General features: G+C 69.0%; 21 protein-coding genes. 9 read left to right on the forward strand and 12 right to left on the reverse strand.

The window, feature by feature from the left end:
• Positions 1–29: 29 nt before the first annotated feature.
• Positions 30–1,313, forward strand: a complete 1,284-nt coding sequence (locus CSW64_RS18665) for an NAD(P)/FAD-dependent oxidoreductase (protein ID WP_099623511.1) — start codon at positions 30–32, stop codon at positions 1,311–1,313.
• A gap of 122 nt (positions 1,314–1,435) precedes the next feature.
• Here CSW64_RS18665 and CSW64_RS18670 read toward each other — a convergent pair whose 3' ends face one another.
• The 6 genes from CSW64_RS18670 to CSW64_RS18695 form a co-directional block, all read right to left on the reverse strand.
• The gene (locus tag CSW64_RS18670) at positions 1,436–1,729 is read right to left on the reverse strand and encodes a winged helix-turn-helix domain-containing protein (RefSeq protein ID WP_099623512.1); all 294 of its coding nucleotides are present in this window, start codon (positions 1,727–1,729) and stop codon (positions 1,436–1,438) included.
• A gap of 5 nt (positions 1,730–1,734) precedes the next feature.
• Entirely contained in the window at positions 1,735–2,370 is a 636-nt protein-coding gene (locus CSW64_RS18675; RefSeq protein ID WP_099623513.1) for a hypothetical protein, read from the reverse strand.
• Complete coding sequence (locus tag CSW64_RS18680) at positions 2,367–3,605, reverse strand: acyltransferase family protein (protein ID WP_099623514.1); 1,239 nt, start codon at positions 3,603–3,605, stop codon at positions 2,367–2,369. Before CSW64_RS18680 ends, CSW64_RS18675 begins: the two co-directional genes overlap by 4 nt.
• A gap of 185 nt (positions 3,606–3,790) precedes the next feature.
• Positions 3,791–5,338: an ATP-binding protein gene (locus CSW64_RS18685; protein ID WP_099623515.1), complete on the reverse strand. Its 1,548-nt coding sequence runs from the start codon at positions 5,336–5,338 to the stop codon at positions 3,791–3,793.
• Positions 5,339–5,408: 70 nt separating this feature from the next.
• Positions 5,409–6,014 (reverse strand): DUF3501 family protein, encoded by a 606-nt coding sequence (locus tag CSW64_RS18690; RefSeq protein ID WP_099623516.1) that lies wholly within the window; start codon positions 6,012–6,014, stop codon positions 5,409–5,411.
• 9 nt (positions 6,015–6,023) lie between these two features.
• Positions 6,024–6,425 carry a ferritin family protein gene (locus tag CSW64_RS18695; RefSeq protein ID WP_099623517.1) on the reverse strand — a complete coding sequence of 134 codons (402 nt, stop codon included), beginning with the start codon at positions 6,423–6,425 and terminating at the stop codon, positions 6,024–6,026.
• A 134-nt stretch (positions 6,426–6,559) separates the two neighbouring features.
• Between CSW64_RS18695 and CSW64_RS18700 the strand changes: the two genes are divergently transcribed.
• Positions 6,560–7,816 (forward strand): serine hydrolase domain-containing protein, encoded by a 1,257-nt coding sequence (locus CSW64_RS18700; RefSeq protein WP_099623518.1) that lies wholly within the window; start codon positions 6,560–6,562, stop codon positions 7,814–7,816.
• A gap of 40 nt (positions 7,817–7,856) precedes the next feature.
• On the forward strand, positions 7,857–8,813 hold the full coding sequence (locus CSW64_RS18705) for a lysozyme inhibitor LprI family protein (protein WP_099623519.1): 957 nt from the start codon (positions 7,857–7,859) through the stop codon (positions 8,811–8,813).
• Between the two features lie 53 nt (positions 8,814–8,866).
• On the opposite strand, the gene CSW64_RS18710 is transcribed toward CSW64_RS18705, so the two are convergent.
• Together CSW64_RS18710 and CSW64_RS18715 are read right to left on the reverse strand one after the other, a co-directional pair.
• Entirely contained in the window at positions 8,867–9,232 is a 366-nt protein-coding gene (locus CSW64_RS18710; protein ID WP_099623520.1) for a DUF1428 domain-containing protein, read from the reverse strand.
• 134 nt (positions 9,233–9,366) lie between these two features.
• Positions 9,367–10,032: a glutathione S-transferase family protein gene (locus tag CSW64_RS18715; RefSeq protein ID WP_425430350.1), complete on the reverse strand. Its 666-nt coding sequence runs from the start codon at positions 10,030–10,032 to the stop codon at positions 9,367–9,369.
• 140 nt (positions 10,033–10,172) lie between these two features.
• Here CSW64_RS18715 and CSW64_RS18720 point away from each other — a divergent pair, with 140 nt between their 5' ends.
• Together CSW64_RS18720 and CSW64_RS18725 are read left to right on the forward strand one after the other, a co-directional pair.
• A complete protein-coding gene (locus CSW64_RS18720; protein ID WP_099623521.1) occupies positions 10,173–11,216 on the forward strand; it encodes a ribonucleotide-diphosphate reductase subunit beta in 1,044 nt (347 codons plus the stop codon).
• A 143-nt stretch (positions 11,217–11,359) separates the two neighbouring features.
• On the forward strand, positions 11,360–11,719 hold the full coding sequence (locus tag CSW64_RS18725) for a phage holin family protein (protein WP_342745830.1): 360 nt from the start codon (positions 11,360–11,362) through the stop codon (positions 11,717–11,719).
• Between the two features lie 161 nt (positions 11,720–11,880).
• Here CSW64_RS18725 and groL read toward each other — a convergent pair whose 3' ends face one another.
• Together groL and groES are read right to left on the reverse strand one after the other, a co-directional pair.
• Entirely contained in the window at positions 11,881–13,527 is a 1,647-nt protein-coding gene (gene groL, locus CSW64_RS18730) for a chaperonin GroEL (protein ID WP_099623522.1), read from the reverse strand.
• A gap of 150 nt (positions 13,528–13,677) precedes the next feature.
• Complete coding sequence (gene groES / locus CSW64_RS18735) at positions 13,678–13,968, reverse strand: co-chaperone GroES (RefSeq protein WP_099623523.1); 291 nt, start codon at positions 13,966–13,968, stop codon at positions 13,678–13,680.
• Positions 13,969–14,420: 452 nt separating this feature from the next.
• Here groES and CSW64_RS18740 point away from each other — a divergent pair, with 452 nt between their 5' ends.
• The 4 genes from CSW64_RS18740 (at position 14,421) to CSW64_RS18755 (ending at position 19,655) form a co-directional block, all read left to right on the forward strand.
• Positions 14,421–17,399, forward strand: a complete 2,979-nt coding sequence (locus CSW64_RS18740) for a TonB-dependent receptor plug domain-containing protein (RefSeq protein ID WP_099623524.1) — start codon at positions 14,421–14,423, stop codon at positions 17,397–17,399.
• Between the two features lie 129 nt (positions 17,400–17,528).
• Positions 17,529–17,912 (forward strand): VOC family protein, encoded by a 384-nt coding sequence (locus tag CSW64_RS18745; RefSeq protein WP_099623525.1) that lies wholly within the window; start codon positions 17,529–17,531, stop codon positions 17,910–17,912.
• Positions 17,913–18,014: 102 nt separating this feature from the next.
• Positions 18,015–18,425 (forward strand): DUF4345 family protein, encoded by a 411-nt coding sequence (locus tag CSW64_RS18750; RefSeq protein ID WP_245863766.1) that lies wholly within the window; start codon positions 18,015–18,017, stop codon positions 18,423–18,425.
• Positions 18,426–18,503: 78 nt separating this feature from the next.
• A complete protein-coding gene (locus CSW64_RS18755; RefSeq protein ID WP_099623526.1) occupies positions 18,504–19,655 on the forward strand; it encodes a M23 family metallopeptidase in 1,152 nt (383 codons plus the stop codon).
• A 29-nt stretch (positions 19,656–19,684) separates the two neighbouring features.
• Here the strand turns inward: CSW64_RS18755 and CSW64_RS18760 are convergent, their stop codons facing one another.
• A complete protein-coding gene (locus tag CSW64_RS18760; RefSeq protein WP_099623527.1) occupies positions 19,685–20,257 on the reverse strand; it encodes a DUF6655 family protein in 573 nt (190 codons plus the stop codon).
• A gap of 208 nt (positions 20,258–20,465) precedes the next feature.
• Positions 20,466–21,773: an acyl-CoA dehydrogenase family protein gene (locus tag CSW64_RS18765; RefSeq protein WP_099623528.1), complete on the reverse strand. Its 1,308-nt coding sequence runs from the start codon at positions 21,771–21,773 to the stop codon at positions 20,466–20,468.
• Between the last annotated feature and the right edge of the window lie 98 nt (positions 21,774–21,871).

Genomic DNA, 21,871 nt, shown 5'->3' on the forward strand with positions numbered 1-21,871 from the left:
ACACGGCGCGGGCAGGATCGAGGCCATCCATGCACTACGACACCGTGATCGTCGGCGGCGGCGCCGGGGGACTGGAGCTGGCGGCCAGGCTGGGCCGAAAGCTGGGCCGTCGACGGGGACCCGAGCGGGTGCTGCTGGTCGACCGCAGCGTCTACCACATCTGGAAGCCGACCCTGCACGAGGTCGCCGCCGGCACCCTGGACGCCCACCAGGAGGGGCTGTCCTACACGGTGCTGGGCCGTCGCAACCACTTCGCCTTCGCCCTCGGCGAGCTGACCGCCTTCGCCCCGGCCGGCCGGCGGCTGACCCTGGGCGAGCTGCGGGACGACGACGGCGAACAGCTGATCCCCGAGCGGACCCTGACCTTCACCCGCTGCGTCCTGGCGATGGGCAGCGGCTCGAACCTGTTCGACACCCCCGGCGCGGCCGAGCACGCCCATCTGCTGGAGCGGACGGAGGACGCCGAACGTTTTCACCGCCGCCTGCTGGCCGCCTTCACCCGCGCCGCCTTCGCGCCGGAGCGGCGGCTGGGCGTGGCGATCGTCGGCGGCGGAGCGACGGGCGTGGAGCTGTCCGCCGAGCTCCTGGAAGCCCACGCCGCCTTCGAGGAGGGCGTCGGCGCCGACCAGCGCTTCCGCCTGGACATCGCCATCGTCGAGGCGGCCCCGCGCATCCTCGGCGGCCTGCCCGAGAAGACCTCCGACCAGGCCCGCACGGCCCTGGAGCGCAAGGGCGTGCGGGTGCTGACCGACACCAAGGTCCTGGCGGTCGAGGACGGGCGGCTGGCGACCAGCGCCGGGACCATCGAGGCCGAGCTGATCGTCTGGGCCGCGGGGGTGAAGGCCGCAGGCTCCAACGCCGCCTTCGGCCTGCCGGTGAATCGTCTGAACCAGTTCGACGTCGACGATCGGCTGCGCACGCCGGTGGCCGGCGTCTGGGCCATGGGCGACTGCGCCGCCGCCCCCTGGAAGGAGGGCCGGACCGTCCCCGCCCGCGCCCAGGCCGCCCACCAGCAGGCCGACTACCTGGCCGAGGTCCTCTGGGCCGAGATGCGCGAGCACCGGATCGACCGGCCCTTCGTCTACAAGGACTTCGGTTCGCTGGTGTCGCTGGGCGAGAACCGCGGCGTCGGCGCCCTGATGGGCGGTCTCGGCGGGCCGAACTTCTTCGTCGAGGGGCTGGTGGCCAAGTGGGTCTACATGAGCCTGCACCTGAACCACCACCGGGCCATCCTGGGCGTGGTGCGCACCGGCGTCCTGGCCCTGGCGCGCCTGCTGCAGCAGCGGGTCGCGGGCCGTCTGAAGCTGCACTAGCCGGCCGGCCGGTCGTCCCGGCGAAGGCGGGATCCAGATCGTAGGGCGCTGGTTCGACAGACAAACACCCGCCGCCGAGGCTGAAGCTGGGTCCCGGCCTTCGCCGGGATGACCGGTGTTTGCTAGCCTATCAGGCGGCCGATCGCCTCCAGGTACTCGCCGAAGGCCTGGCGGCCCGCGGCGGTGATGCGGATCCGGGTCAAGGGCTTGAGGCCGACGAAGCTCTTCTCGATCTCGACATAGCCGGCGTCCTGCAGCTTGCGCAGGTGGATCGACAGGTTGCCCTGGGTGGCTTCGAGCAGGGTCTTCAGCTCGGTGAAGTCGGCGACCTCGGCGTCGGCGAGATAGGCCATCACCCCCAGCCGCAGGCGGCCGTGGATGACCTCGTCGATCTTGCCGATGTCGAGACGCGGCACGGGGCTCAGGCCGTCCTGGCCTGGCGCATCATCGCCCAGCCGGGCAGCACCATGCACAGCAGCAGGCCGGCCGCGGCGATCAGGATGTAGCTCAGCTGGCCGATGGTCAGCCCCATGCCGATGGCGCAGGCGAACCAGCCGAGCGCGGTCAGGCCCATCCACCAGCGCCGGGTCAGCATCCAGGCCGCCAGCCAGGCCCCGCCCTGCAGGGCGAAGACGACGGCCGGGTAGAACAGCCAGACCTTCAGCCCGCCGCCGCCCAGGGCCGCCGGGGCGAAGATGGCGATCAGGATCAGGTTGGTCGTCCCGGCCGCGGCGAACACGGACTGGAAGGCGCGGGACGCCGTCCCGCCGCGCGGCGCCCGGCGGTCCCGGATCAGCACGACGCACAGGACGATCAGGAACAGCACGGTCGGGCCGAGCGACAGGACCAAACCGCCCAGCGGCCCGAGCGTCAGCCAGCCGGTCGCCTGTCCCCAGTGGCCGAGCATCTGCAGGCCGTAGATCAGGCCGGCGGCGACGAACACCGCGCCCGTCGCCGCCTGGTGGCGGCCGGCGCCATCGACCAGCCCCTTGAGGAAGGCCAGGTCTTCGCGCGCGCTCTGGGCGGCGTCCGCCGACGGATCTTGCGAGGGACTCATGGGACGTCTCCTGTCGCCTCGGCGTGGACGAGCCCGCGTCCCTTGGCAAGCTGCTTGTGGGCAAGCCGCTTGTGACGGCGGCCGTTGAGCCAGCCGCCGAGGACCGTGCCCCGGACCAGCAGCTGGTAGCTGCCGAAACCCACGGCAAGCGCCGCGCCCAGCACCAGGGCGTACTTCACCGGCCAGGGCCAGGCGAGGTCGGAGACGACGGTCTGCAGCGCCATCACCACCGGCACATGGATCAGGTAGATCCAGTAGGAGGCGTCGGCGACGTAACGCCGAGCGGGGCTGTGGCCGGACAGGAACTGCTGCGCCGCCCCGGCCAGGCCGAAGGTCCAGCAGAACACGCCCATCGCGTAGAGGCAGGCGTAGGCGAACTTGGACAGGCCCAGCGGCGTCGGCGTCAGCACCGGCTCCAGCCCGACCATGACCAGGCAGGTCGAGACGCAGCCCAGCCCGACGCCCAGCAGCATCGGCCAGCGCTCGGTCCAGACCTGCAGCAGGCTCGCCTGGCGATGCAGCAGCCATCCTGCGGCGAACGCGGTCCCGTAGCCGACCAGCGCCGGAACATTGGGGATCAGCGAGCTGTCGGGGGTCATGATCCCGAACCAGGCCAGCCAGGCCGGATCCGACCAGAAGGCGAAGGCCAGCGGCGCGGCGAACATCACCGGCAGCCAAAGCTCGACCATCCAGCGCATCATCCGGTCGACGACGCCGGCCACGGCTTCCCCGGGATCGAGCAGGCGCAGCCCGCCGCGGATGAGCAGCGCCGCCGCGTAGAAGATCAGCAGCACATACAGGAACCACAGATGCGTCAGCGGGAAGTTCGGCAGGCTCGGGAAGCCCGACGCCGGACCCGAGGGCGCCGCCCCGCCGTTGGCCTTGACCGCCGCCCAGATCATCACCGCCACGATGGCGGTGAACAGGACCGGCCAGAACACGACCAGCGGCAGGACGATCCGCCGGCTCCGGTCCGCCAGGAACCCCTTCAGCCCGCGCCGCTCCAGCAGCATGCGGCCGAAGAAGCCCGCGATCAGGAAGAAGGCCGCCATGCGGAACATGTGCAGCCAGAAGAACAGCACGGACATCACGGCGCTTCGCTCGGCGTCCATGACCACCCAGACCTGCTGTCCGGGCAGGAAGGACATCGTCGCGTGGAAGGCCACGCCCAGCAGCAGCGCCCCGCCGCGGACGGCGTCGAGCGCATGCAGGCGCTCCGGTTGGTTCGAGGTCATCGGATCCTCCACGCCGCCCTCCCGGCGGCCGATAGGGCCGCGAAGTACGCCAACTTGTTTATTTTGTAAACTTGTCTTTCGTGAGAGCACCAATCGGTGGGAAGGACAAGCGACGCTGAGACTCCCGGAGTCCGCCCGTTCCCGGGTCCAAGCTCCATCGAGACGACCGGTGTTGAGGACAGGCGCTAGGCGGCGTGGCGAGCGCGGGTCCAGCGGGCCACGGCGGCGACCAGCTCGGCGGCCAGGATGGGCTTGCCGATCACGCCGTCGAACGGCGCGCCCGTCGCCAGCAGGGCTTCCGCATCGGCGTCGGCGGAGAAGGCCAGGATCGGCGTGTCGCGGTTGGGGCCGTTTCGGGATCGGATGTGCTCTGCGGCGGCGGGGCCGTCCAGCCGCCCCGGCATGCGAATGTCCATGAGGATCAGGTCGAACGGCTGGCCCTCGGCGGCCGCCACCGCGCTCTCGCCGTCCCCGACCTCGACCAGCAACGGCGCCCAGGGCGCCAGCATGGCGGCGGCCAGCTCGCGATTGACCCGGTGGTCGTCGACGATCAGCAGCCGCACGCCCTTGGCGGGCCCATCGACGGGCAGGCGCTGAGCCGCCTCCGCCTCCTCCACGGCGGCCGGCGCGGCGATGCGGAAGCGGAAGGCCGAGCCCACGCCCGGACGGCTGCGGACCTCGATGCCGCCGCCCATCGCCTCGGCCAACCCCTTGCAGATCGCCAGACCCAGGCCCGTGCCCCCGTTCTGCCGGGTCGAGCCGGCGTCGACCTGGGAGAAGCGTTGGAACAGCCGCGCGCGCTGCGCCTCGTCCAGGCCTGGGCCGGTGTCGCGCACGACGACCTCCAGCATGCCCCCGAACGGATCGTGGCGCAGCGCCATGGACACGGCGCCCTCCTGCGTGAACTTCACGGCATTGCCGATCAGGTTCAGCAGCATCTGACGCAGGCGATCGGGATCCACGACCAGCCGCCCGGGCATGGCCGCGTCGACCGCCAGCTCCAGCGCCAGGCCCTTTTCCTGAGCCTGGGACGAGAACAGCTCCAACGTCTCGCGCGCCAGACCGCCCACGTCGACCGGCCGCGGCTTGATCTCGACCTGCCCGGCCTCGAGCTTCGAGAAGTCGAGGATGTCGTTGACCGTCGCCAGCAGGGCCCGGCTCGCCGAGGCGATGCGGTCGACATAGCTCTGGGCCTCCTCGTCAAGGCTGCAGCGCTCGGACAGCAGGGCCGAGAAGCCGAGCACCGAGGTGAGAGGCGTGCGCAGCTCATGGCTCATGTTGGCCAGGAACTCGGCTTTCACCGCGGCGGCGGCCTGGGCCGCGTCGCGCGCCTCGGCCAGCTCCCGCTCCGCCCGGACATGCGCGGTCAGGTCGACCACCGCGCCGTAGACCGCGGCCACGCGGCCGTCGGAGGCCATCTGGCAGGCGACCCGTCCCTCCAGGCTGCGCACCTCGCCCGAGGGCCAGACCACGCGCAGCACGCTGGCGCTGGCCTGCCCCGCCAGGGCCTGGGCGAGGTTGGCCTCGGCGGCGGCGCGATCGTCGGGATGGATCCGCGCCATGGCCATGTCCAGCGGCGGCTCCGCGCCAGGCCCGAAACCGAAGATCCGGAACATGCTGGGCGACCAGCGGATCGCCTGGCTGGCGGCGTCCATCCACCAGTAGCCGACGCCGGCGAGGTCCTCGGCCATGGCGGCCCAACGCTGTCGTTCGCTCGCGCTCGTGCGGGTCATGTCGCCTCCGCGGGCCGACAGTGTCGACCGACCAGGGCAAAGACGAGATTAAGCCCGGCGCGATTTTCCCTCAGGCCGCGTCCCAGGCCAGGTCATGCGCCAGCTCCGCGCGTGCAGCCGGGCTCAGCATGGCGACATGGGCGTAGGCCTCGTGGTCGCAGCCGACGGCGATCACGGTCGCAGGGTCGCGGAACACCGCCTTCTGGGCGTCGCTGAGCCGAAACCGCAGGAAGTGCACGGCCGCCTCCTCCCGCTCCCGGGGCGGGCCGTCGATCTCGTCTCGCGGCCGGGCTCGGACACGGTCGCCGCCGACCTGCAGGAAGAAGCAGTCCCGGGCGCCGGCCAAGCGGGCCAGGATCGCGGCCCGCCGAACATCGTCGTCGATCCCGAACATCGCCGTCGCGATCAACTCGGCGCCCTGCGGGATCAGCGGGTTGTAGGCCGCCAGCGCGGTCGCGACTCCGTCGCCCTCGCCCGCCTCGGCCAGCAGCGTTTCCTGCACCTGCAGGAGCACCGTGTCGTAGCTCTCGAACCCGATGGCGCAAGCGGGCCCCAGGTCCACCCGGCGCAAGCGCTTCATCGGCAGCAGCGTCGCCCGTCGCGACCGCCGCTGGACCGCGTAGACGGCGGCGGGAAGGAGGTCCTCCGGCATGATCCTGTGCAGCGGCGCCGGCATGATCCGCCCCTAGTCCAGCAGGCTCAGGGCGCGCCGGAGACCGTCGGCGCGCACGGCCTCGGCCTTGGCCAGGGTCTCGAACCAGTCGGCGATGTCTTCGAGCCCTTCCTCCCGCGCCGACCGCGCCATCCCGGCATAGACGCCGGCGTGCCGCTCGGCGTCGTCGGCCACGGTCTTCAGGCTGTCGGCCACGCTGTCGGCCGGTCCGTCGGCAAGGTCGTCCATGAAGGCGAGATGGCCCTGGGCGTGGCCGCGCCGGCCTTCGGCCGCCGAGCGGAGCAGCGCCGCCTCGTCGGTCCGCCCCTCTGCTTCCGCCGCGGCGACCAGCCGCAGCGCGCGGCGACCGGCCCGGCTCTCCATCGCGAAGGCGGCGGCCAAGTTGTGCAGAGTCTTGCTGACGGCGAGGCTCATGCGTTCCACGCTAACCCCGGCGACCGCCGTTCGCCCAGCCGTTTGTTTCCGGTCGGACGACAGGACGGGCTGGCCGACCCCGGCCGGAGGTTGTTACTGACCCGTCGCAGCGCTGCGTTTCTGGAGGACCGCCCATGACCTCGACCCCGCCCGAGACCTTCCCCGACGCGGCCGCCTCCGATCCCCGCGCGCTGGGCTGGATGCAGGGCGCGCCGCCCGCGCCGGACCGGGTGATCGCGATGACCGATCGGGACCTTTTCCGGTTCCCGAAGTCGCGCTGGGCCTTCAGCCACATGCGCCAGCTGGCCCCCACGGCCGGGGTCAGCCGCGGCCTGGGCGCGCCCTCGACGCTGGGGCGGCGGATCGACGACGCCATCGACGGCCTGACCTTCACCCCGATCGGCGGCGCGACGCCCGTAACCTGGGCGGAGTCCCTGGCGGCCAACTACACCGACGGCCTCGTCGTGCTGCACGACGGCGACATCGTCTACGAGACCTACGCCGGCGCCCTGACCGAGACCGGCCAGCACTGCGCCTTCTCGGTCACCAAGTCGATGATGGGCCTGCTGGCCGAGAGCCTGATCGTCGAAGGCGCGCTCGATCCCGACGCACCGGTCGCCGACCTCATCGCCGAGCTGGCCGGCAGCGCCTTCGGCGACGCCACGGTCCGCCAGGTGCTCGATATGACCACCGGCCTCCGCTACAGCGAGACCTACGCCGACCCCAAGGCCGACGTCTGGGTCTACTCGGCCGCCACCAGCCCGCTGCCCAAGCCCGAGGGCTTCACCGGCCCTCGCACCTTCTTCGACTACCTGAGGACCGTCGCCAAGGACGGCGAGCACGGCGAGGCCTTCGCCTACAAGACCATCAACACCGACGCCCTGGGCTGGATCCTGGCCCGGACGACCGGGCGGTCGACGGCCGAGCTGCTGTCCGAGCGAATCTGGAGCCGGATCGGCGCCGAGCAGGACGGCTACATGACCATCGACTCGATCGGCGTCCCGTTCGCCGGCGGCGGCCTCAGCGCCGGCCTGCGCGACCTGGCGCGGGTCGGCCAGATGGTGCTCGACGGCGGCGTCGCCCAGGGTCGACAGATCGTCCCGAGCGCCGCCATCGACAGCCTGTTCGGCGGCGGCGATCCGGCCCGGTTCGCCAAGGCGGGCTACGGCCTGCTGCCGGGCTGGAGCTATCGCGGCATGTGGTGGATCACCCACAACGCCCACCGGGCGATCATGGCGCGCGGAGTCTACGGCCAGTCCCTCTACGTCGACCCGACGGCCCGCATGGTCATCGCCCGGTTCTCCTCCCACCCGATCGCGGCCAACGCCGGCAACGACCCGGTCACCCTGCCGGCCTTCCAGGCCGTGGGCGAGCACCTGGCCCGGCGCTGAGGCCCTTGCTGGCGGAGGCGCTCGGGCGCACTCTCGCGCCATGAGCCTTCGATCGATCCTGCCGTCCGCGTTGCTGGCGCTCGTCGCCGGCTCCGCCGCCCCCGCCCTCGCCGCCGAACGGCCGAGCTTCGATTGCGCCAAGGCCAAGAGCCCGGTCGAGGGCGCGATCTGCGCGTCTCCGCAGCTGGCCAAGCTCGACCGCGACATGGCCGCCGCCTACGCCCGCGCCGCCGCCGCGACCTCGGCGCCGGTGACCCTGCGGGCGACGCAGCGCGACTTCCTCGCCCGGCGTGGCCGAGACGAGGAGGGCAAGCCGGAAAAGACGGTCAACGTCCCCGCCCTGGCCGACCTCTACAAGGCGCAGATCGAGAGCCTGACCGCCGAGGCGCAGCAGGGCGAACGCGCCCGGTCGTCCTCCATCGCCCTCGGCGATCTGGCGCGGCAGTGCGCCGTCGTGGCGCTGGAGAAATGCAAGGTCGACAGCTCCGGGACGGTGGCCGGCTCAGGTCCGTACGGCGGCCTCAGCTACCAGATCCAGGTTCCGGCCAACGACGACGAATGGACCCGCGGCGTGGTCGTGCTGCGCAACGAGGGCGGCCGGCTGAAGCCGGTGATCTGGAACTTCGAGGGCGACCTGCCCGGCACGCCTGAAGTCGTCCGCACCCCGGCCGGGCCGCTGCTGATCGTTCCCTCGCGCCACGGCGGCACCGGCTCCTACAACGCCGAGCTGGTCTTCCGGCCGGTCCAGGGCGGCTGGCGAGACCTGGAGCGCGACGCCTGGCAGGCGGCCTTCAACAAGCAGCTGCCCGAGGGGCTCGGCGTCTGGAAGGGCGTGCAGTTCGACTGGACCGACCTGAGTCTGGTCACCGGCCTGTGGAAGGACGACGACGCCAACTGCTGCCCCACCGGCGGCATGGCCGAGGCCAAGCTCGCCGTCGAGGGCGACCGGCTGGCGCTGAAGTCGATGAGCGTCGACCGGACCCCGCCGAAGGAATAGGGCGCGAAACGCAGGGGACATGCTCCCGAAGGGTGCATGTCCCCGGCGATCCGCTAGGCTTCCCAGTTCGGCATCATCGTGAAGCTCTGGAAGCCGCCGTAGATCATGCGTTTGCCGTCGAACGGCATCTCGCTCGGCCCCTGCAGGCGCGGGTCCGCCATGACCTTGGCGTTGATCTCGTCGCGGCTGGCGCGGTCCCGGTAGGTGATCCAGGAGAAGAACACGACCTCGTCCGGCTTGGCCTGCACGGCCTTGAGGAAGGAGGTCACCTCGCCGTCCGGCACATCGTCGGCGACGCATTCCATGTAGCTCAGCGCGCCGTGATCCATCCAGACGCTGCCGGCCAGTTCGGTGACCTTCCTGTAGGCCTCCAGATTCTCCTTGGGGACCGCGAGCACGAAACCGTCGACGTAGGGCATGGGACATTCCTCCGTGGTTTTTCAAACCATAGGACGAATTTCGACGCCCCGTCCCGACAGACGCCCAATCGGGGACATGCTCATCGGAAGCCGGCCCTCAAGCGAGCGTCTCGAAGGACGCACGCCCTCTCCGCCTATCGCTCCCAACCCGGCTCGAACGGGAAGCGGTCGGCCCAGAAGGCCTTCAGCCGCGGATCGGCGTCCACGCGCTTGACGATCGGCGTCATCTTCGGCGCCTCGCGATAGAAGCGGTTGCGCCCTGGGCCCCACCGGCTGACCACCGTGACGTACAGGTCCAGCACCGACGGGGCGTCGCCCAGCAGATAATCGCCGGCCGGCGCGATCTGCTCGTCCATCATCCGCCAGCAGTCGGCGATGCGCTCGGCGGTGGCCCGCTTCACCCGCTCGCCGGCCTCCGGGTCTGGTCCGGCCAGTCGGGAAGGCACGTCCCGCACCCAGAACATCGAGTAGATCGAGGCCGGAATGAAGGTCATCCAGCGCAGGAACTGGCCCCGCAGCGGATGGCCGACCGGCGGCGCCAGGCGCGCCTCGGGGTGGTTGTCCGCCAGCCAGACCAGGATCGCGCCGCTCTCGGTCAGGATCTCGCCGGACGGCAGCACCACGGTCGGGATCTGAACCATCGGGTTCACCCGGCGCACCCGCTCGAGCACCTCCGGATCGTGCTCCCAGGTCGCGCCCTCGACCACCTCGTGGTCCAGGCCGATCAGGGTCATCGCCGCCTCGACGGGCACGCTGCCCGATCCGAGGGCGCCGTAGACGGTCAGGGGGCCATTCACCATTTGTTATCCACACCCTCACAACATCTTGTGGCTAAGATGACCCTAACCACTAGATGCACCGCATTGGTTTGATAGGTTGTCTCCAGCCTAACGCATCGACACGATTCTTGCCCGCACCCGTCCGGAGTCCGCACTTCGCCATGGCCTCGTCCAAGCTGATCACCACGCCCGGCCTGCTCACCTCGTCGGCGGCCTACAAGCCGTTCCGCTATCCGTGGGCGTTCGACATGTGGAAGAAGCAGCAGCAAGTCCACTGGATGCCCGAGGAAGTGCCGCTCGGCGAGGACATGAAGGACTGGGCCGTCAATCTGAGCGACGGCGAGCGCAACCTGCTGACCCAGATCTTCCGCTTCTTCACCCAGGCGGACATCGAGGTGCAGGACAACTACATGGAACGCTACGGCCGGGTGTTCAAACCGACCGAAGTGAAGATGATGCTGGCGTCGTTCGCCAACATGGAGACCATCCACATCGCCGCCTACGCGCTGCTGCTCGAGACGATCGGCATGCCGGAGAGCGAGTTCGCCGCCTTCCTCGAGTACGAGGCGATGCGCGACAAGCACGACTTCATGCAGAAGTTCGGCGTCGAGACCAACGCCGACATCTGCCGCACCCTGGCCATGTTCGGCGGCTTCGCCGAAGGCCTGCAGCTGTTCGCCAGCTTCGCGATGCTGATGAACTTCCCGCGCTTCAACAAGATGAAGGGCATGGGCCAGATCGTGTCGTGGTCGGTGCGGGACGAGAGCCTGCACTGCGAGGGCATCATCAAGCTGTACCACGCCTTCAACAAGGAGACCGGCGCGGTCACCAAGGCCGTGGCCGACGACATCATCGACTGCTGCAAGACGGTGGTGGAGATGGAGGACAAGTTCATCGACCTGGCCTTCGAGATGGGTCCGGTCCAGGGCATGGTCCCGGACGACATCAAGACCTACATCCGCTTCATCGCCGACTGGCGCCTGCGCCAGCTGCAGCTGCCGGAAGTCTACGGCGTGAAGGAAAACCCGCTGCCATGGCTGCAGTCGCTGCTCAGCGGCGTGGAGCACGCCAACTTCTTCGAGGCCCGCGCCACCGAATACTCCAAGGCCGCGACCAAGGGCCAATGGCACGGCGAAGAGGGCGTGTGGGGCGAGTTCGACCGCCTCATGGCCCGCCGCAACGAGAACCTGCTGCCGGCGGAATAGGCCGCACCGAGACCCACCCCTCCTGGGAAGAGGGGGTCGCCCAGAAGGGCGTCGGAAGGGATGCGCCGGCGATGTCCGCGCATCCTTTTCCATGTCGGAAATCACGCTAAGCTCCGCCGAGATCGCGTTCTGGGGAGCCCCGCATGCTGCTGATCCGTCTGGTCCTTCGCACCCTGGTCGGGATGGCCGGCCTGTGGCTGGCGGACCGCTTCGTGCCCGGCGTGAACATCGCCGACGGGACGACCCTGCTCATCGCCGCCCTGATCCTGGGCGTCGTCAACGCCGTGGTCCGGCCGGTGGTGATCCTGCTGACCCTCCCGGCGACGCTGCTGACCCTGGGCCTGTTCCTGCTGGTGGTGAACGCGGGGATGTTCAGCCTGACCGCCTATTTCCTCGAAGGCTTCAGCGTCGCCGGGTTCTGGCCGGCGGTGTTCGGGGCGCTGGTGATGACCGTGGTCAACTGGGCCGGCCAGCTGGTCATCGGCCCGCGGGAAGAGCGCTGACGAAACCCCTTCGCCATAGAAGCAAACCGCATCCACCGAAGACCCCCTCCACCATGCTTCGCATGGTCCCCCTCCCCCTGCGGGGGAGGATCAGGTCATAGAAAAAGGGCGGGACCTTTCGGACCCGCCCTTCTCTTCGGTCGAAGAGTGACCGGACTTCCTTAGAAGTCCATGTCGCCCATGCCGCCCATGCCGCCCGGCATGCCGCCGGCGGCCGGAGCGTTCTTCTTCGGGGCTTCGACGATCGCCGCTTCGGTGGTGATCAGCAGGCTGGCGACCGAGGCCGCGTCCTGCAGAGCCGTGCGGACGACCTTGGCCGGGTCGATGACGCCCATCTTCACCAGGTCGCCGTACTCTTCCGTCTGGGCATTGAAGCCGAAGGTGGCCGAGCTGTTTTCCAGCACCTTGCCCACGACGATCGAGCCTTCGACGCCGGCGTTTTCCGAGATCTGACGGATCGGCGCCTGCAGCGCGCGACGCACGATGGCGATGCCCGCGGTCTGGTCGTCGTTGTCGCCGGTCAGGGTGTCGAGGACCTTCGAGCCCTTCAGCAGCGCGATGCCGCCGCCGGGGACGATGCCTTCTTCCACGGCCGCGCGGGTCGCGTTCAGGGCGTCGTCGACGCGGTCCTTCTTTTCCTTCACTTCGACTTCCGTGGCGCCGCCGACGCGGATCACCGCAACGCCGCCGGCCAGCTTGGCCAGACGCTCTTGCAGCTTTTCCTTGTCGTAGTCGCTGGTGGTGTCTTCGATCTGCTTCTTGATCTGGCCGACGCGGGCTTCGATGCCGTCCTTGTCGCCCGAACCGTCGACGATCGTGGTGTCGTCCTTGGTGATGGTGACCTTCTTGGCCTTGCCGAGCATGTCCAGGGTGACCGACTCGAGCTTGATGCCCAGGTCTTCGCTGATGACCTGGCCGCCCGTCAGGATGGCGATGTCTTCCAGCATGGCCTTGCGGCGGTCGCCGAAGCCCGGAGCCTTGACGGCCGCGACGCGCAGGCCGCCGCGCAGCTTGTTGACCACCAGGGTGGCCAGGGCTTCGCCTTCGATGTCTTCCGCGATGATCAGCAGCGGGCGGCCCGACTGGACCACGGCTTCCAGCACCGGCAGCAGCGGCTGCAGGCCCGAGAGCTTCTTCTCGAACAGCAGGATCAGGGGCTCTTCGAGCACCGTTTCCATCTTGTCGGCGTTGGTGATGAAGTACGGCGACAGGTAGCCGCGGTCGAACTGCATGCCTTCGACGACGTCGAGCTCGGTTTCGGCGGTCTTGGCTTCCTCGACGGTGATCACGCCCTCGTTGCCGACCTTTTCCATGGCGCGGGCGATCATCTCGCCGACTTCCAGGTCGCCGTTGGCCGAGATGGTGCCGACCTGAGCGATCTCGCTGTTGGCCGAGACCTTCTTCGAGGTGCTCTTGATCTCTTCGATCACCGCGGCGACGGCCTTGTCGATGCCGCGCTTCAGGTCCATCGGGTTCATGCCGGCCGCGACCGACTTCAGGCCTTCGACGACGATCGCCTGGGCCAGGACGGTGGCGGTGGTGGTGCCGTCGCCGGCCTTGTCGTTGGTCTTGGAGGCGACTTCGCGGATCAGCTGGGCGCCGAGGTTCTCGAAGCGGTCAGCCAGTTCGATTTCCTTGGCGACCGAGACGCCGTCCTTGGTCGAGCGCGGGGCGCCGAAGGACTTTTCGATCACGACGTTGCGGCCCTTGGGGCCGAGGGTCACCTTCACCGCGTTGGCGAGGATGTTGACGCCGCGCAGCATGCGGTCGCGCGCGTCGGAGGAGAAATAGACGTCTTTGGCGGCCATTTCGATTTCCTTCTGGAGTTCCGGCTCCCCGTCTCCGCTCGTCCCGGCGAATGCCGGGTTCCAGGTCGGAGGACGCGAGAGCTTCGGTTTGAATTGCTAGCTGGGAAGCTGAATCTGGGTCCCGGCTTTGCCGGGATGAGCGGACCTGAGTTAGGCCTCGACCACGCCCAGGATGTCGCTTTCCTTCATGATCAGCAGGTCCTGGCCGTCCACCTTCACTTCGGTGCCGGACCACTTGCCGAACAGGATCTTGTCGCCGACCTTCACGTCCGGCTTGATGTAGTCGCCGTCTTCATCGCGGGCGCCGGGGCCGACGGCGATGACTTCGCCTTCCTGCGGCTTTTCCTTGGCGGTGTCGGGGATGATGATCCCGCCCTTGGTCTTCTCTTCTTCCTCGACGCGCTTCACCAGGACGCGGTCGCCAAGAGGACGAAACTTCATCGGTCGTCTCCGTGGGTACGGTGTTGTTGAACGGTTCCGTCGGCCATCCAGAGGCTGCTGTTAGCAGTCACCCCTCACGAGTGCCAACGACGCCAGCGAGGTAGGATCGGGCCTGCCGGGAGTCAAGCGGCCGCCGCCTAGAAGGCCTGTACAAATGGCGTCCGGGAGAAAGACAAAATTTTGCCCAAAATGGCGTAACGGCGGTACGTCATGGCGAAACTGTGCCCATTTTGAGACTCTCGCGCTCTCACCGTTACAAAACCGAAATAGTCCGTTGACCGGGGGGAAGCGGGTTCTCTACGAAGCGGCTCCTTGTCCGAAGGAGGGCTCACTCCTTCTCTGGCAAGGGTTTCGGTCGGGGGACCGCTCCGAAAGCACCAAGTTGAACACAGTGCCCGCGCGTTTGTGGGCGGGAGGGTTTAGTGAAAAAAGTTTCCATCAGAACCAGGCTCTTGGCGACCACGCTGCTCTGCGGCGCGACCTTCGCCGCTCCCTTCGCGTACGCGCAGACCGAAGAGGCCGCCGACGTCGAAGCGGTCGTCGTCACCGGCTCGCGGATCAAGCGCGACACCTTCAACACCCCGATGCCGATCGCGTCGGTCAGCGCTGAAACCATCCAGGATTCGGGCAACGTCATCCTCGGCGACGTCCTGATGGACCTGCCGATGGTCAACGCCAACAGCAACGCCCAGAACACCTCCTCGACGCTGTTCAACTCCGGCCAGGCGCGGATCGACCTGCGCGGCCTGGGCGCGACGCGCACGCTGGTGCTGGTCGACGGCCGCCGTCACGTGTTCAGCGACGCCGCCTCGCCGGCCGTCGACCTGAACATGATCCCGTCGCTGATGGTCGAGCGTCTCGACGCCGTCCCGGGCGCCGCTTCGGCCGTCTACGGCTCGGAAGCCATCGCCGGCGTCGTCAACATCATCATGAAGAAGAAGCAGGACGGCTTCCTGTTCGACGTCCAGGGCGGCCTCTCGCAACAGAGCGACGGCGGCGAGTTCCGCGCCGGCGCGAGCTGGGGCGGCCGCTTCTTCGATGACCGCCTGAACGTGATCGTCGGCGGCGAGTACGCCCGCCAGGAAGCGATCATGCAGGCCGACCGCAAGTGGGCCTACCCGGGCATCCGCCGCAACACGGCCAACCCGCAGACGATCGTTCCGCAGAGCAAGACGAACACCTCGCCCTACGCGACCTTCCAGCTTCGCAGCGGCCCGATCCCGGGTGCGACCGAAGCGTTCGATCCGACCAAGCATGCCTACGCCGTCACGCTCGACGTGCGGGACCGCACCAAGGTCACCCAGCTGTCGACCCCCTGCTCGACGGCGACCGTCCAGTCCAACTGCCAGGACGACGCGCTGTTCTACGGCCAGATTTACAACGCGCTGCAGGGCGAAGTCGAACGCGGCACGATCCGCGGCTACGCCGAGTACGAACTGACCAGCAACGTCAACGTCTTCGGCGAGCTGAGCTACGCCAAGGTCAACGGCCGCGGCATCTCGCAGCCGGCCTTCTCGCCGGCCGCCGGCGGCCCCACGACCATGCCGGTCGCCATCTTCGGCGACAACGCCTTCCTGGCCGGCAACACCTCGACGGCGGCCGATCTGCGCTACCACTGGGTGCGCTCGGGCAAGGACTTCACCAGCGGCTCCAGCGCCCAGGTCGGCAAGTTCTGGCAGGAGTTCGGCGGCCGTGACACCGAGATCGAGCGCGAGACCCTGCGCGCGGTCATCGGCATGAACGGCGACTTCGAGTTCCTGAACCGGAACATCAGCTGGGATTGGTACGGCCAGTACGGCGAGACGACCGGCAAGACGACCGCCTTCAACGTCCCGAACGTGAAGAAGGTCCAGATGGCGACGGACGCGATCCTGGTGGGCGGCAATGTCGTCTGCCGCGCGACCACGTCCGCGGACCCGGCCGTCCGCGCCGCCGCCGCCGGCTGCGTGCCGTGGAACCTGGTCGACGGCCCGTCGGCCGCCGCGGTGGCCTACGCCAACGCCAACGCCTACGGCGAACAGACGATCAAGCAGACGGTCCTGTCGGCCAACGCCTCGACCGACCTGTTCGACCTGCCGGCCGGCCCGGTCGGCTTCGCCTTCGGCGCCGAGTACCGCAAGGAAGAAAGCCGCTTCCAGCAGGACGCCCTGAGCGCCAGCGGCGCGCTGTTCTTCAACTCGATCGGCACCCGCGCCGGCGAGTACGACGTGAAGGACGTCTACGCCGAGCTTCGCGTTCCGCTGCTGAAGAACGTGCCGTTCGCCGAGGAGCTGACCTTCGAAGCCGCCGGCCGCATCAGCGACTACTCGACCATCGGCACCGCCGACCAATGGCGTCTGGCGCTGGAGTGGGCTCCGATCCAGGACATCCGCTTCCGGGCCAACCGCGGCACCGCCGTGCGGGCGCCGAACATCGTCGAGCTGTACGCGCCGCAAAGCACGAACTTCACCCCGGCCAACACCCCGCCGCAGGATCCCTGCGACTCGGTGGTGTACGCGGGTGCGACCGCCGCCCAGAAGGCCGCCCGGAACATCACCTGCGCCGCGGCGATCGCCAACTGGAACCCGGCGACCTTCACCTCGAACATCGGCAACAACCGTCCGACGCTGCGGCTCCTGCAAGGCGGCAACCCGGACCTGAAGCCGGAAGAGGCGACCACCAACCAGGTCGGCGTCGTGATCCAGCCGCGCTTCGCGCCGGGCTTCTCGATGTCGATCGACTGGTACCGGGTCGAGCTCGAGCAGCAGATCGGCCTCGTGCCGCTGCAGACGCTGCTGTCGGATCTCTGCTACGACTCGTCGACGCCCTACGCGTCGAACCCGTTCTGCGCGGCCATCCAGCGTAACGCCACCGGCGGCGTCGACCACGTCAAACTGGTCAACCAGAACGTGGCGGCGGTGAACGTCGAAGGCTACGACGTCTCGACTCAGTACCGCTTCCGTCCGAGCGAGATCTTCAACGGCGCCTTCGCGGCTCCGACCGGCGGCGACCTCGGCGACGTCACCCTGCGTCTCGACGTCACCCGTCAGTACACCTTCGACCTGCAGGGTCTGCCGGGTCAGCCGTTCACCGGCCTGGCCAACACGATCCCGAACGCCACGCCGGAGTGGAAGGCCAACTTCGCCGCCACCTGGGCCGTGGATAAGTTCCGCTTCCAGTGGCAGACCCGCTACATCGGTTCGATGGCGGTGCAGGTCCCCAGCGTGCCGGTCAGCTCGCTGAGCCCGTACTACACCGACGACTACTTCACGCATGACCTGCGCATGACCTACCGGATGAACGACGACGTGTCGTTCCGCGCCGGCGTCGTGAACTTCACCGACGAGCAACCGCCGTACCTGCCGGAAACCTTCACCGGCACGGGCACGGGCGCTTCGTCCTACGACAACCGCGGCCGCTTCTTCTTCGTGGGCGCGACCGTCAGCTACTAATCGTCTCCTGACGATGACCTGACGACGGGGCGGCGGGCCGAAAGGTCCGCCGCCCTTTCTTTTTGGCTCCGCCTTGCCAGCAGGGCGCGAGGCGCACAGCATCCGGCCCCTCTGGAGTCAGGACGTCCCATGCTCGATCACATCACCTTCGGAATCAGCGACTACGCGCGCTCGACGGCCTTCTATGACGCGGCCCTGGCGCCCCTGGGCCTGAAGCAGCTGTTCGTCGTGCCGCCCGAGCACGCCGGCGGCGTCCAGTGCGTCGGCTACGGCGCCGATCGTCCCTTCTTCTGGATCGCCCAGGACGATCCGACGCGCGGCAAGCTGCACATCGCCCTCGCCGCCGCCAACCGCGCGGCCGTGGACGCCTTCTACGCCGCCGCCCTGGCCGCCGGAGGGCGGGACAACGGCCCGCCGGGCCCTCGCCCGCACTATCACGCCGACTACTACGGGGCCTTCGTGCTCGACCCGGACGGCCACAACATCGAGGCCGTCTGTCACGCTCCGGCCTAGACCCGGGATGAGGCGCCGCGCCCAGCCGGCGCCCGCCGACCACCTCGCGCCACGCGGCGCGGCGTCCTATGATGGCGACATGGGCTCAGCCGGAGTGACTCTTTGATCCCCTTCATCCTGGCCGTTCTGGCCTGCTGCCTGGCAGGCGGAATGGGCGGCTATGTCCTGGCGCGGCCGGACGAAGCGCTCCAGCGGGCCGGTCTTGCGCCTGCCGAAGACAACCGCGCGGCCCTCGCGGGCGTGCGCGGGTTCGGCGGCCTGCTCGTGCTCGCCCACGGCGGAACGGCGGCGCTGCTCGGCTACTACCCGAGCGTCGGCGCCAGCATGGCCCTGGCCCTCGCCTTGGCCTGGGCCGGCGCGGCCGTGGGACGGGCGGCCTCCACCGCGATCGACCGCCGGGTCGACGGCGCCTCGATCCAGGCCCTGCCGTTCGAGGTGCTGATGGGTCTGACCCTGTCCCTGCCCTTCTGGGCCGGACGCCAGTTCGACCCCAGCCCGGCCGTGTGGGTCTAGCCGCGCTTACGACGAATTAAGCGGCGCATACCGTCGTTCCGTGGAAAAGCTTGTGCAGCTGCTCCAGGAGATGTCGCCGTGCGCCCGCTCGCCCTCGCCCTGCTGACCGCCCTGCTGGCGACCCCAGCTATCGCGGCTCCGCCCGAAATCCGCGCCTATCCGTCGGCGCCGCTCCACAGCTATCCGCTCGACAGCGTCCATGGCGTCCAAGGTCTCGTCGTCCACAACATCGCCGTGGTGAACACCACCGGCGCGCCGCTGACGATCGAGGCCGTCGACCTCGAGCTGCTGCGGGAGCAGAGCGTCGTTGATCGCCGCACGCTGGACGGCGCGGTTCTCACGGCGGCCGCGAAGCGCGGCGCGGCGCTCCAGGCCGCGGGCATGATCGACGCGATCGGCTTCCAGTTCGGCGACGTGCTGGGCAGGCCTCCCGCCAAGCTGGCCGCCGCCCCTGTCCTGGCGTCCGGCCAGGCTCTGCTGATCACCGACCAGGTCTTCGGCTGGACCGGCAAGCGCGACGCTCTGCGCGTCGTGGTCCGGTCGACCGGCGGCGGCGAAACGGCGATGCGCGTCCTGCCGCTGGCGGCGACCGCTCCGGAGGCGCGCTACGCCTTTCCGATGAAGGGCGTCTTCTACGTCCAGGCCGCCCCGAGCCTGAACACCCATCACCGCTGGGTCGTGCCCGAGGCCTTCGCGCTGGACATCGGCCAGCTGGGCGCCGGCGGGCTCAGCTATCGGGGCGACGGCGCGCGCTTCGCCGACTACTACGTCTACGGCCAGCCGGTCCTGGCCGCCGCGGACGGCGAGGTGGTTCAGGTGATCTCGGACCAGGTTGAGGACGCCACGGCGGTCCGCAAGCCGGGCGAGAGCCAGCAGGCCTACTTCGGCCGGATTCAGCGGTGGCAGGGCGCCCTGATGGCCAAGGGCCTCGACGCCCTGGGCGGCAACCTGGTGATCGTCCGCCATCCCTGGGGCGAGTACAGCGTCTACGCCCACCTCAAGCCCGGGCCCGCGGCGGTGAGAGTCGGCCAGGCGGTCAAGGCGGGGCAGCTGCTTGGCCACGTCGGCAGCTCGGGCTCGTCGACGGAGCCGCATCTGCATTTCCACGTCTGCGATGCGCCCAGCGCCCTGGCCTGCGTCGGCCTGCCGGTCGCCTTCACCAACGTCGAGAACCCCCTGGCCCTGCTGCCGGGTGCGATTCAGAGCGGCGACATGGTGGTGACGAAGTAGGGTCGCCGCGTCCTATCGACGCCCGATCCTCAGAACTGACGCCACGAGGGCGTTTCCTCAGTTTGGCCGGGCTGCAGTTGGCGTTGCCCCCAGGACAGGATCATCAGGAGCTTGTGGCTGCGGATGCGCACGTCGCCGACCAGCGGCGTCAGCGCCGCAAGCAGGCGGCCGGTGCGAGGCTCGTAGACCAGCACCGTCATCTCGGCGATGCCCACGCGGTCTCGGCGGCTGTAGAGAGTCAGTTCCGGGATCGTCGCCAGGGTCAGGTTCGACGACATCGGCAGGGTCATCTGCGGCACCCCGAGCACGCGGTTGACCTGATCGATCCCCAGCGCGCCAAGACGGGCCTCGACGACGATCTCGGCCGCGGCCCGATCATCCTCCAGGATCGCGCCTTGCCGGATGAGCGCACCGCGCAGCGAAGCCCTGGCATAGGCGGCGCCTTCGCCGCTGAAACTGCCGGCGTCCAGGAACACCTTCCGCCCCTCGACCATCGGCAGGCTGAGCCGAGAAGCCGCTTCGTCGGCCGCATTGGAGATCAACAGCTGTTCAGTGGCCGTGCGGCCGGGCGTCGTCTCGAGCGGAGTGGCGCAGGAAGACATCAGAGACACGACGCTCAACACAGCTACAGCTGGCGCCGCCTTGGAAGCGGATCGGAACAGAACTCTACACCTATGGCGGGGATCGGCCCGGTCTTCCTGCACAACCCGATGCGCCGCAACCCCCACGCCGATCACATGCGCGCCAGGTCAATAAAAAGCCCCGCCGGCGTCTCCGCTGGCGGGGCTCCAAGGACCGAGAGGCTCGAGCCTAGCGGATGCCGGCCACTTCCAGAGCGCGGTCGCGCTCGGCCTTCTGCTGCATGCGCAGGTCGCCGTACTTGCCGAACTCGTTCTGGGCGATGGTGCGGCAGTGGACCTCGTCCGGGCCGTCGGCCAGGCGCAGGGTCCGCTGGCCGGCGTACATCTTGGCCAGGCCGAAGTCGGTGGTGACGCCGGCGCCGCCGTGGGCCTGGATCGCGTCGTCGATGATCTTCAGGGCGATCCGCGGGGCGGCGACCTTGATCATGGCGATCTCGATCCGGGCCGACTTGTTGCCGGCCTTGTCCATCATGTCGGCGGCCTTCAGGCACAGCAGGCGGCACATCTCGATGTCGATGCGGGCCTCGGCGACGCGCTGCTCCCAGACCGAATGGTCGGACAGGTACTTGCCGAAGGCCTTCCGGCTCATCAGGCGCTTGACCATCTTCTCGAGCGCGACTTCCGCCGAGCCGATGGTGCGCATGCAGTGGTGGATACGGCCCGGGCCAAGCCGCCCCTGGGCGATCTCGAAGCCGCGGCCCTCGCCGAGCAGCAGGCCTTCCTCGATCGGCACGCGCACGTCCTTGAGGATGACCTCGGCGTGGCCGTGCGGCGCGTCGTCGTAGCCGAACACCGGCAGCATGCGGACGATTTCGATGCCGGGGGCGTCGAGCGGCACCAGCACCTGCGACTGCTGCTGGTGGCGGCTGGCGTTGTCCGGATCGGTCTTGCCCATGACGATGGCGACCTTGCAGCGCGGATCGCCCACGCCCGAGGACCACCACTTGCGGCCGTTGATCACATAGTGGTCGCCGTCGCGCTCGATCCGGGTCTCGATGTTGGTGGCGTCCGAGCTGGCCACGGCCGGCTCGGTCATCAGGAAGGCCGAGCGGATCTCGCCGTTCATCAGCGGGCGCAGCCAGCGCTCCTTCTGCTCCAGCGTGCCGTAGCGCATCAGCACTTCCATGTTGCCGGTGTCCGGCGCGGAGCAGTTGAACACCTCCGAGGCGAAGCCGATCTTGCCCATCTGCTCGGCGATCAGGCTGTACTCGAGGTTGGTCAGCTGGACGCCTTCGAACTCGAAGGTGTCGTCGACGTGGATCTGGCCGCTGTGCGGCGGCATGAAGAAGTTCCACAGGCCCGCGGCCTTGGCCTTGACCTTCAGCTCCTCGACGACCTGGACGACCTTCCAGCGCTCGTCGCCGAGGACGTTCATTTCCTCGTTGTAGCGCGGCACCGCCGGGACGATGTGCTCCTCGATGAAGGCGACCACGCGGTCGAGGAACTGGCGCTGCTTGGGGGAGATATCGAAGTCCATGGTCGTCCCTGCCCTTTGTTGTCCGAATTCAAACGATCGTTTGAAGGCACCGTAGCGCCGGTTGACGCAAGGGGCAAGCGGGAAAGGCCGGGAGCTGG

Origin of the sequence: Caulobacter mirabilis (assembly GCF_002749615.1) — a bacterium.
Taxonomy (GTDB): Bacteria; Pseudomonadota; Alphaproteobacteria; order Caulobacterales; family Caulobacteraceae; genus Caulobacter; species Caulobacter mirabilis.

What these genes read in the sequence shown, in the direction of transcription:
- CSW64_RS18665 (WP_099623511.1), top strand. Translation starts at nt 30, where the DNA reads ATGCACTACGACACCGTGATCGTCGGCGGCGGCGCCGGGGGACTGGAG.
- CSW64_RS18675 (WP_099623513.1), bottom strand. Translation starts at nt 2,370, where the DNA reads ATGAGTCCCTCGCAAGATCCGTCGGCGGACGCCGCCCAGAGCGCGCGC.
- CSW64_RS18680 (WP_099623514.1), bottom strand. Translation starts at nt 3,605, where the DNA reads ATGACCTCGAACCAACCGGAGCGCCTGCATGCGCTCGACGCCGTCCGC.
- CSW64_RS18685 (WP_099623515.1), bottom strand. Translation starts at nt 5,338, where the DNA reads ATGACCCGCACGAGCGCGAGCGAACGACAGCGTTGGGCCGCCATGGCC.
- CSW64_RS18690 (WP_099623516.1), bottom strand. Translation starts at nt 6,014, where the DNA reads ATGCCGGCGCCGCTGCACAGGATCATGCCGGAGGACCTCCTTCCCGCC.
- CSW64_RS18695 (WP_099623517.1), bottom strand. Translation starts at nt 6,425, where the DNA reads ATGAGCCTCGCCGTCAGCAAGACTCTGCACAACTTGGCCGCCGCCTTC.
- CSW64_RS18700 (WP_099623518.1), top strand. Translation starts at nt 6,560, where the DNA reads ATGACCTCGACCCCGCCCGAGACCTTCCCCGACGCGGCCGCCTCCGAT.
- CSW64_RS18705 (WP_099623519.1), top strand. Translation starts at nt 7,857, where the DNA reads ATGAGCCTTCGATCGATCCTGCCGTCCGCGTTGCTGGCGCTCGTCGCC.
- CSW64_RS18710 (WP_099623520.1), bottom strand. Translation starts at nt 9,232, where the DNA reads ATGCCCTACGTCGACGGTTTCGTGCTCGCGGTCCCCAAGGAGAATCTG.
- CSW64_RS18715 (WP_425430350.1), bottom strand. Translation starts at nt 10,032, where the DNA reads ATGGTGAATGGCCCCCTGACCGTCTACGGCGCCCTCGGATCGGGCAGC.
- CSW64_RS18720 (WP_099623521.1), top strand. Translation starts at nt 10,173, where the DNA reads ATGGCCTCGTCCAAGCTGATCACCACGCCCGGCCTGCTCACCTCGTCG.
- CSW64_RS18725 (WP_342745830.1), top strand. Translation starts at nt 11,360, where the DNA reads ATGCTGCTGATCCGTCTGGTCCTTCGCACCCTGGTCGGGATGGCCGGC.
- groL (WP_099623522.1), bottom strand. Translation starts at nt 13,527, where the DNA reads ATGGCCGCCAAAGACGTCTATTTCTCCTCCGACGCGCGCGACCGCATG.
- groES (WP_099623523.1), bottom strand. Translation starts at nt 13,968, where the DNA reads ATGAAGTTTCGTCCTCTTGGCGACCGCGTCCTGGTGAAGCGCGTCGAG.
- CSW64_RS18745 (WP_099623525.1), top strand. Translation starts at nt 17,529, where the DNA reads ATGCTCGATCACATCACCTTCGGAATCAGCGACTACGCGCGCTCGACG.
- CSW64_RS18760 (WP_099623527.1), bottom strand. Translation starts at nt 20,257, where the DNA reads ATGTCTTCCTGCGCCACTCCGCTCGAGACGACGCCCGGCCGCACGGCC.
- CSW64_RS18765 (WP_099623528.1), bottom strand. Translation starts at nt 21,773, where the DNA reads ATGGACTTCGATATCTCCCCCAAGCAGCGCCAGTTCCTCGACCGCGTG.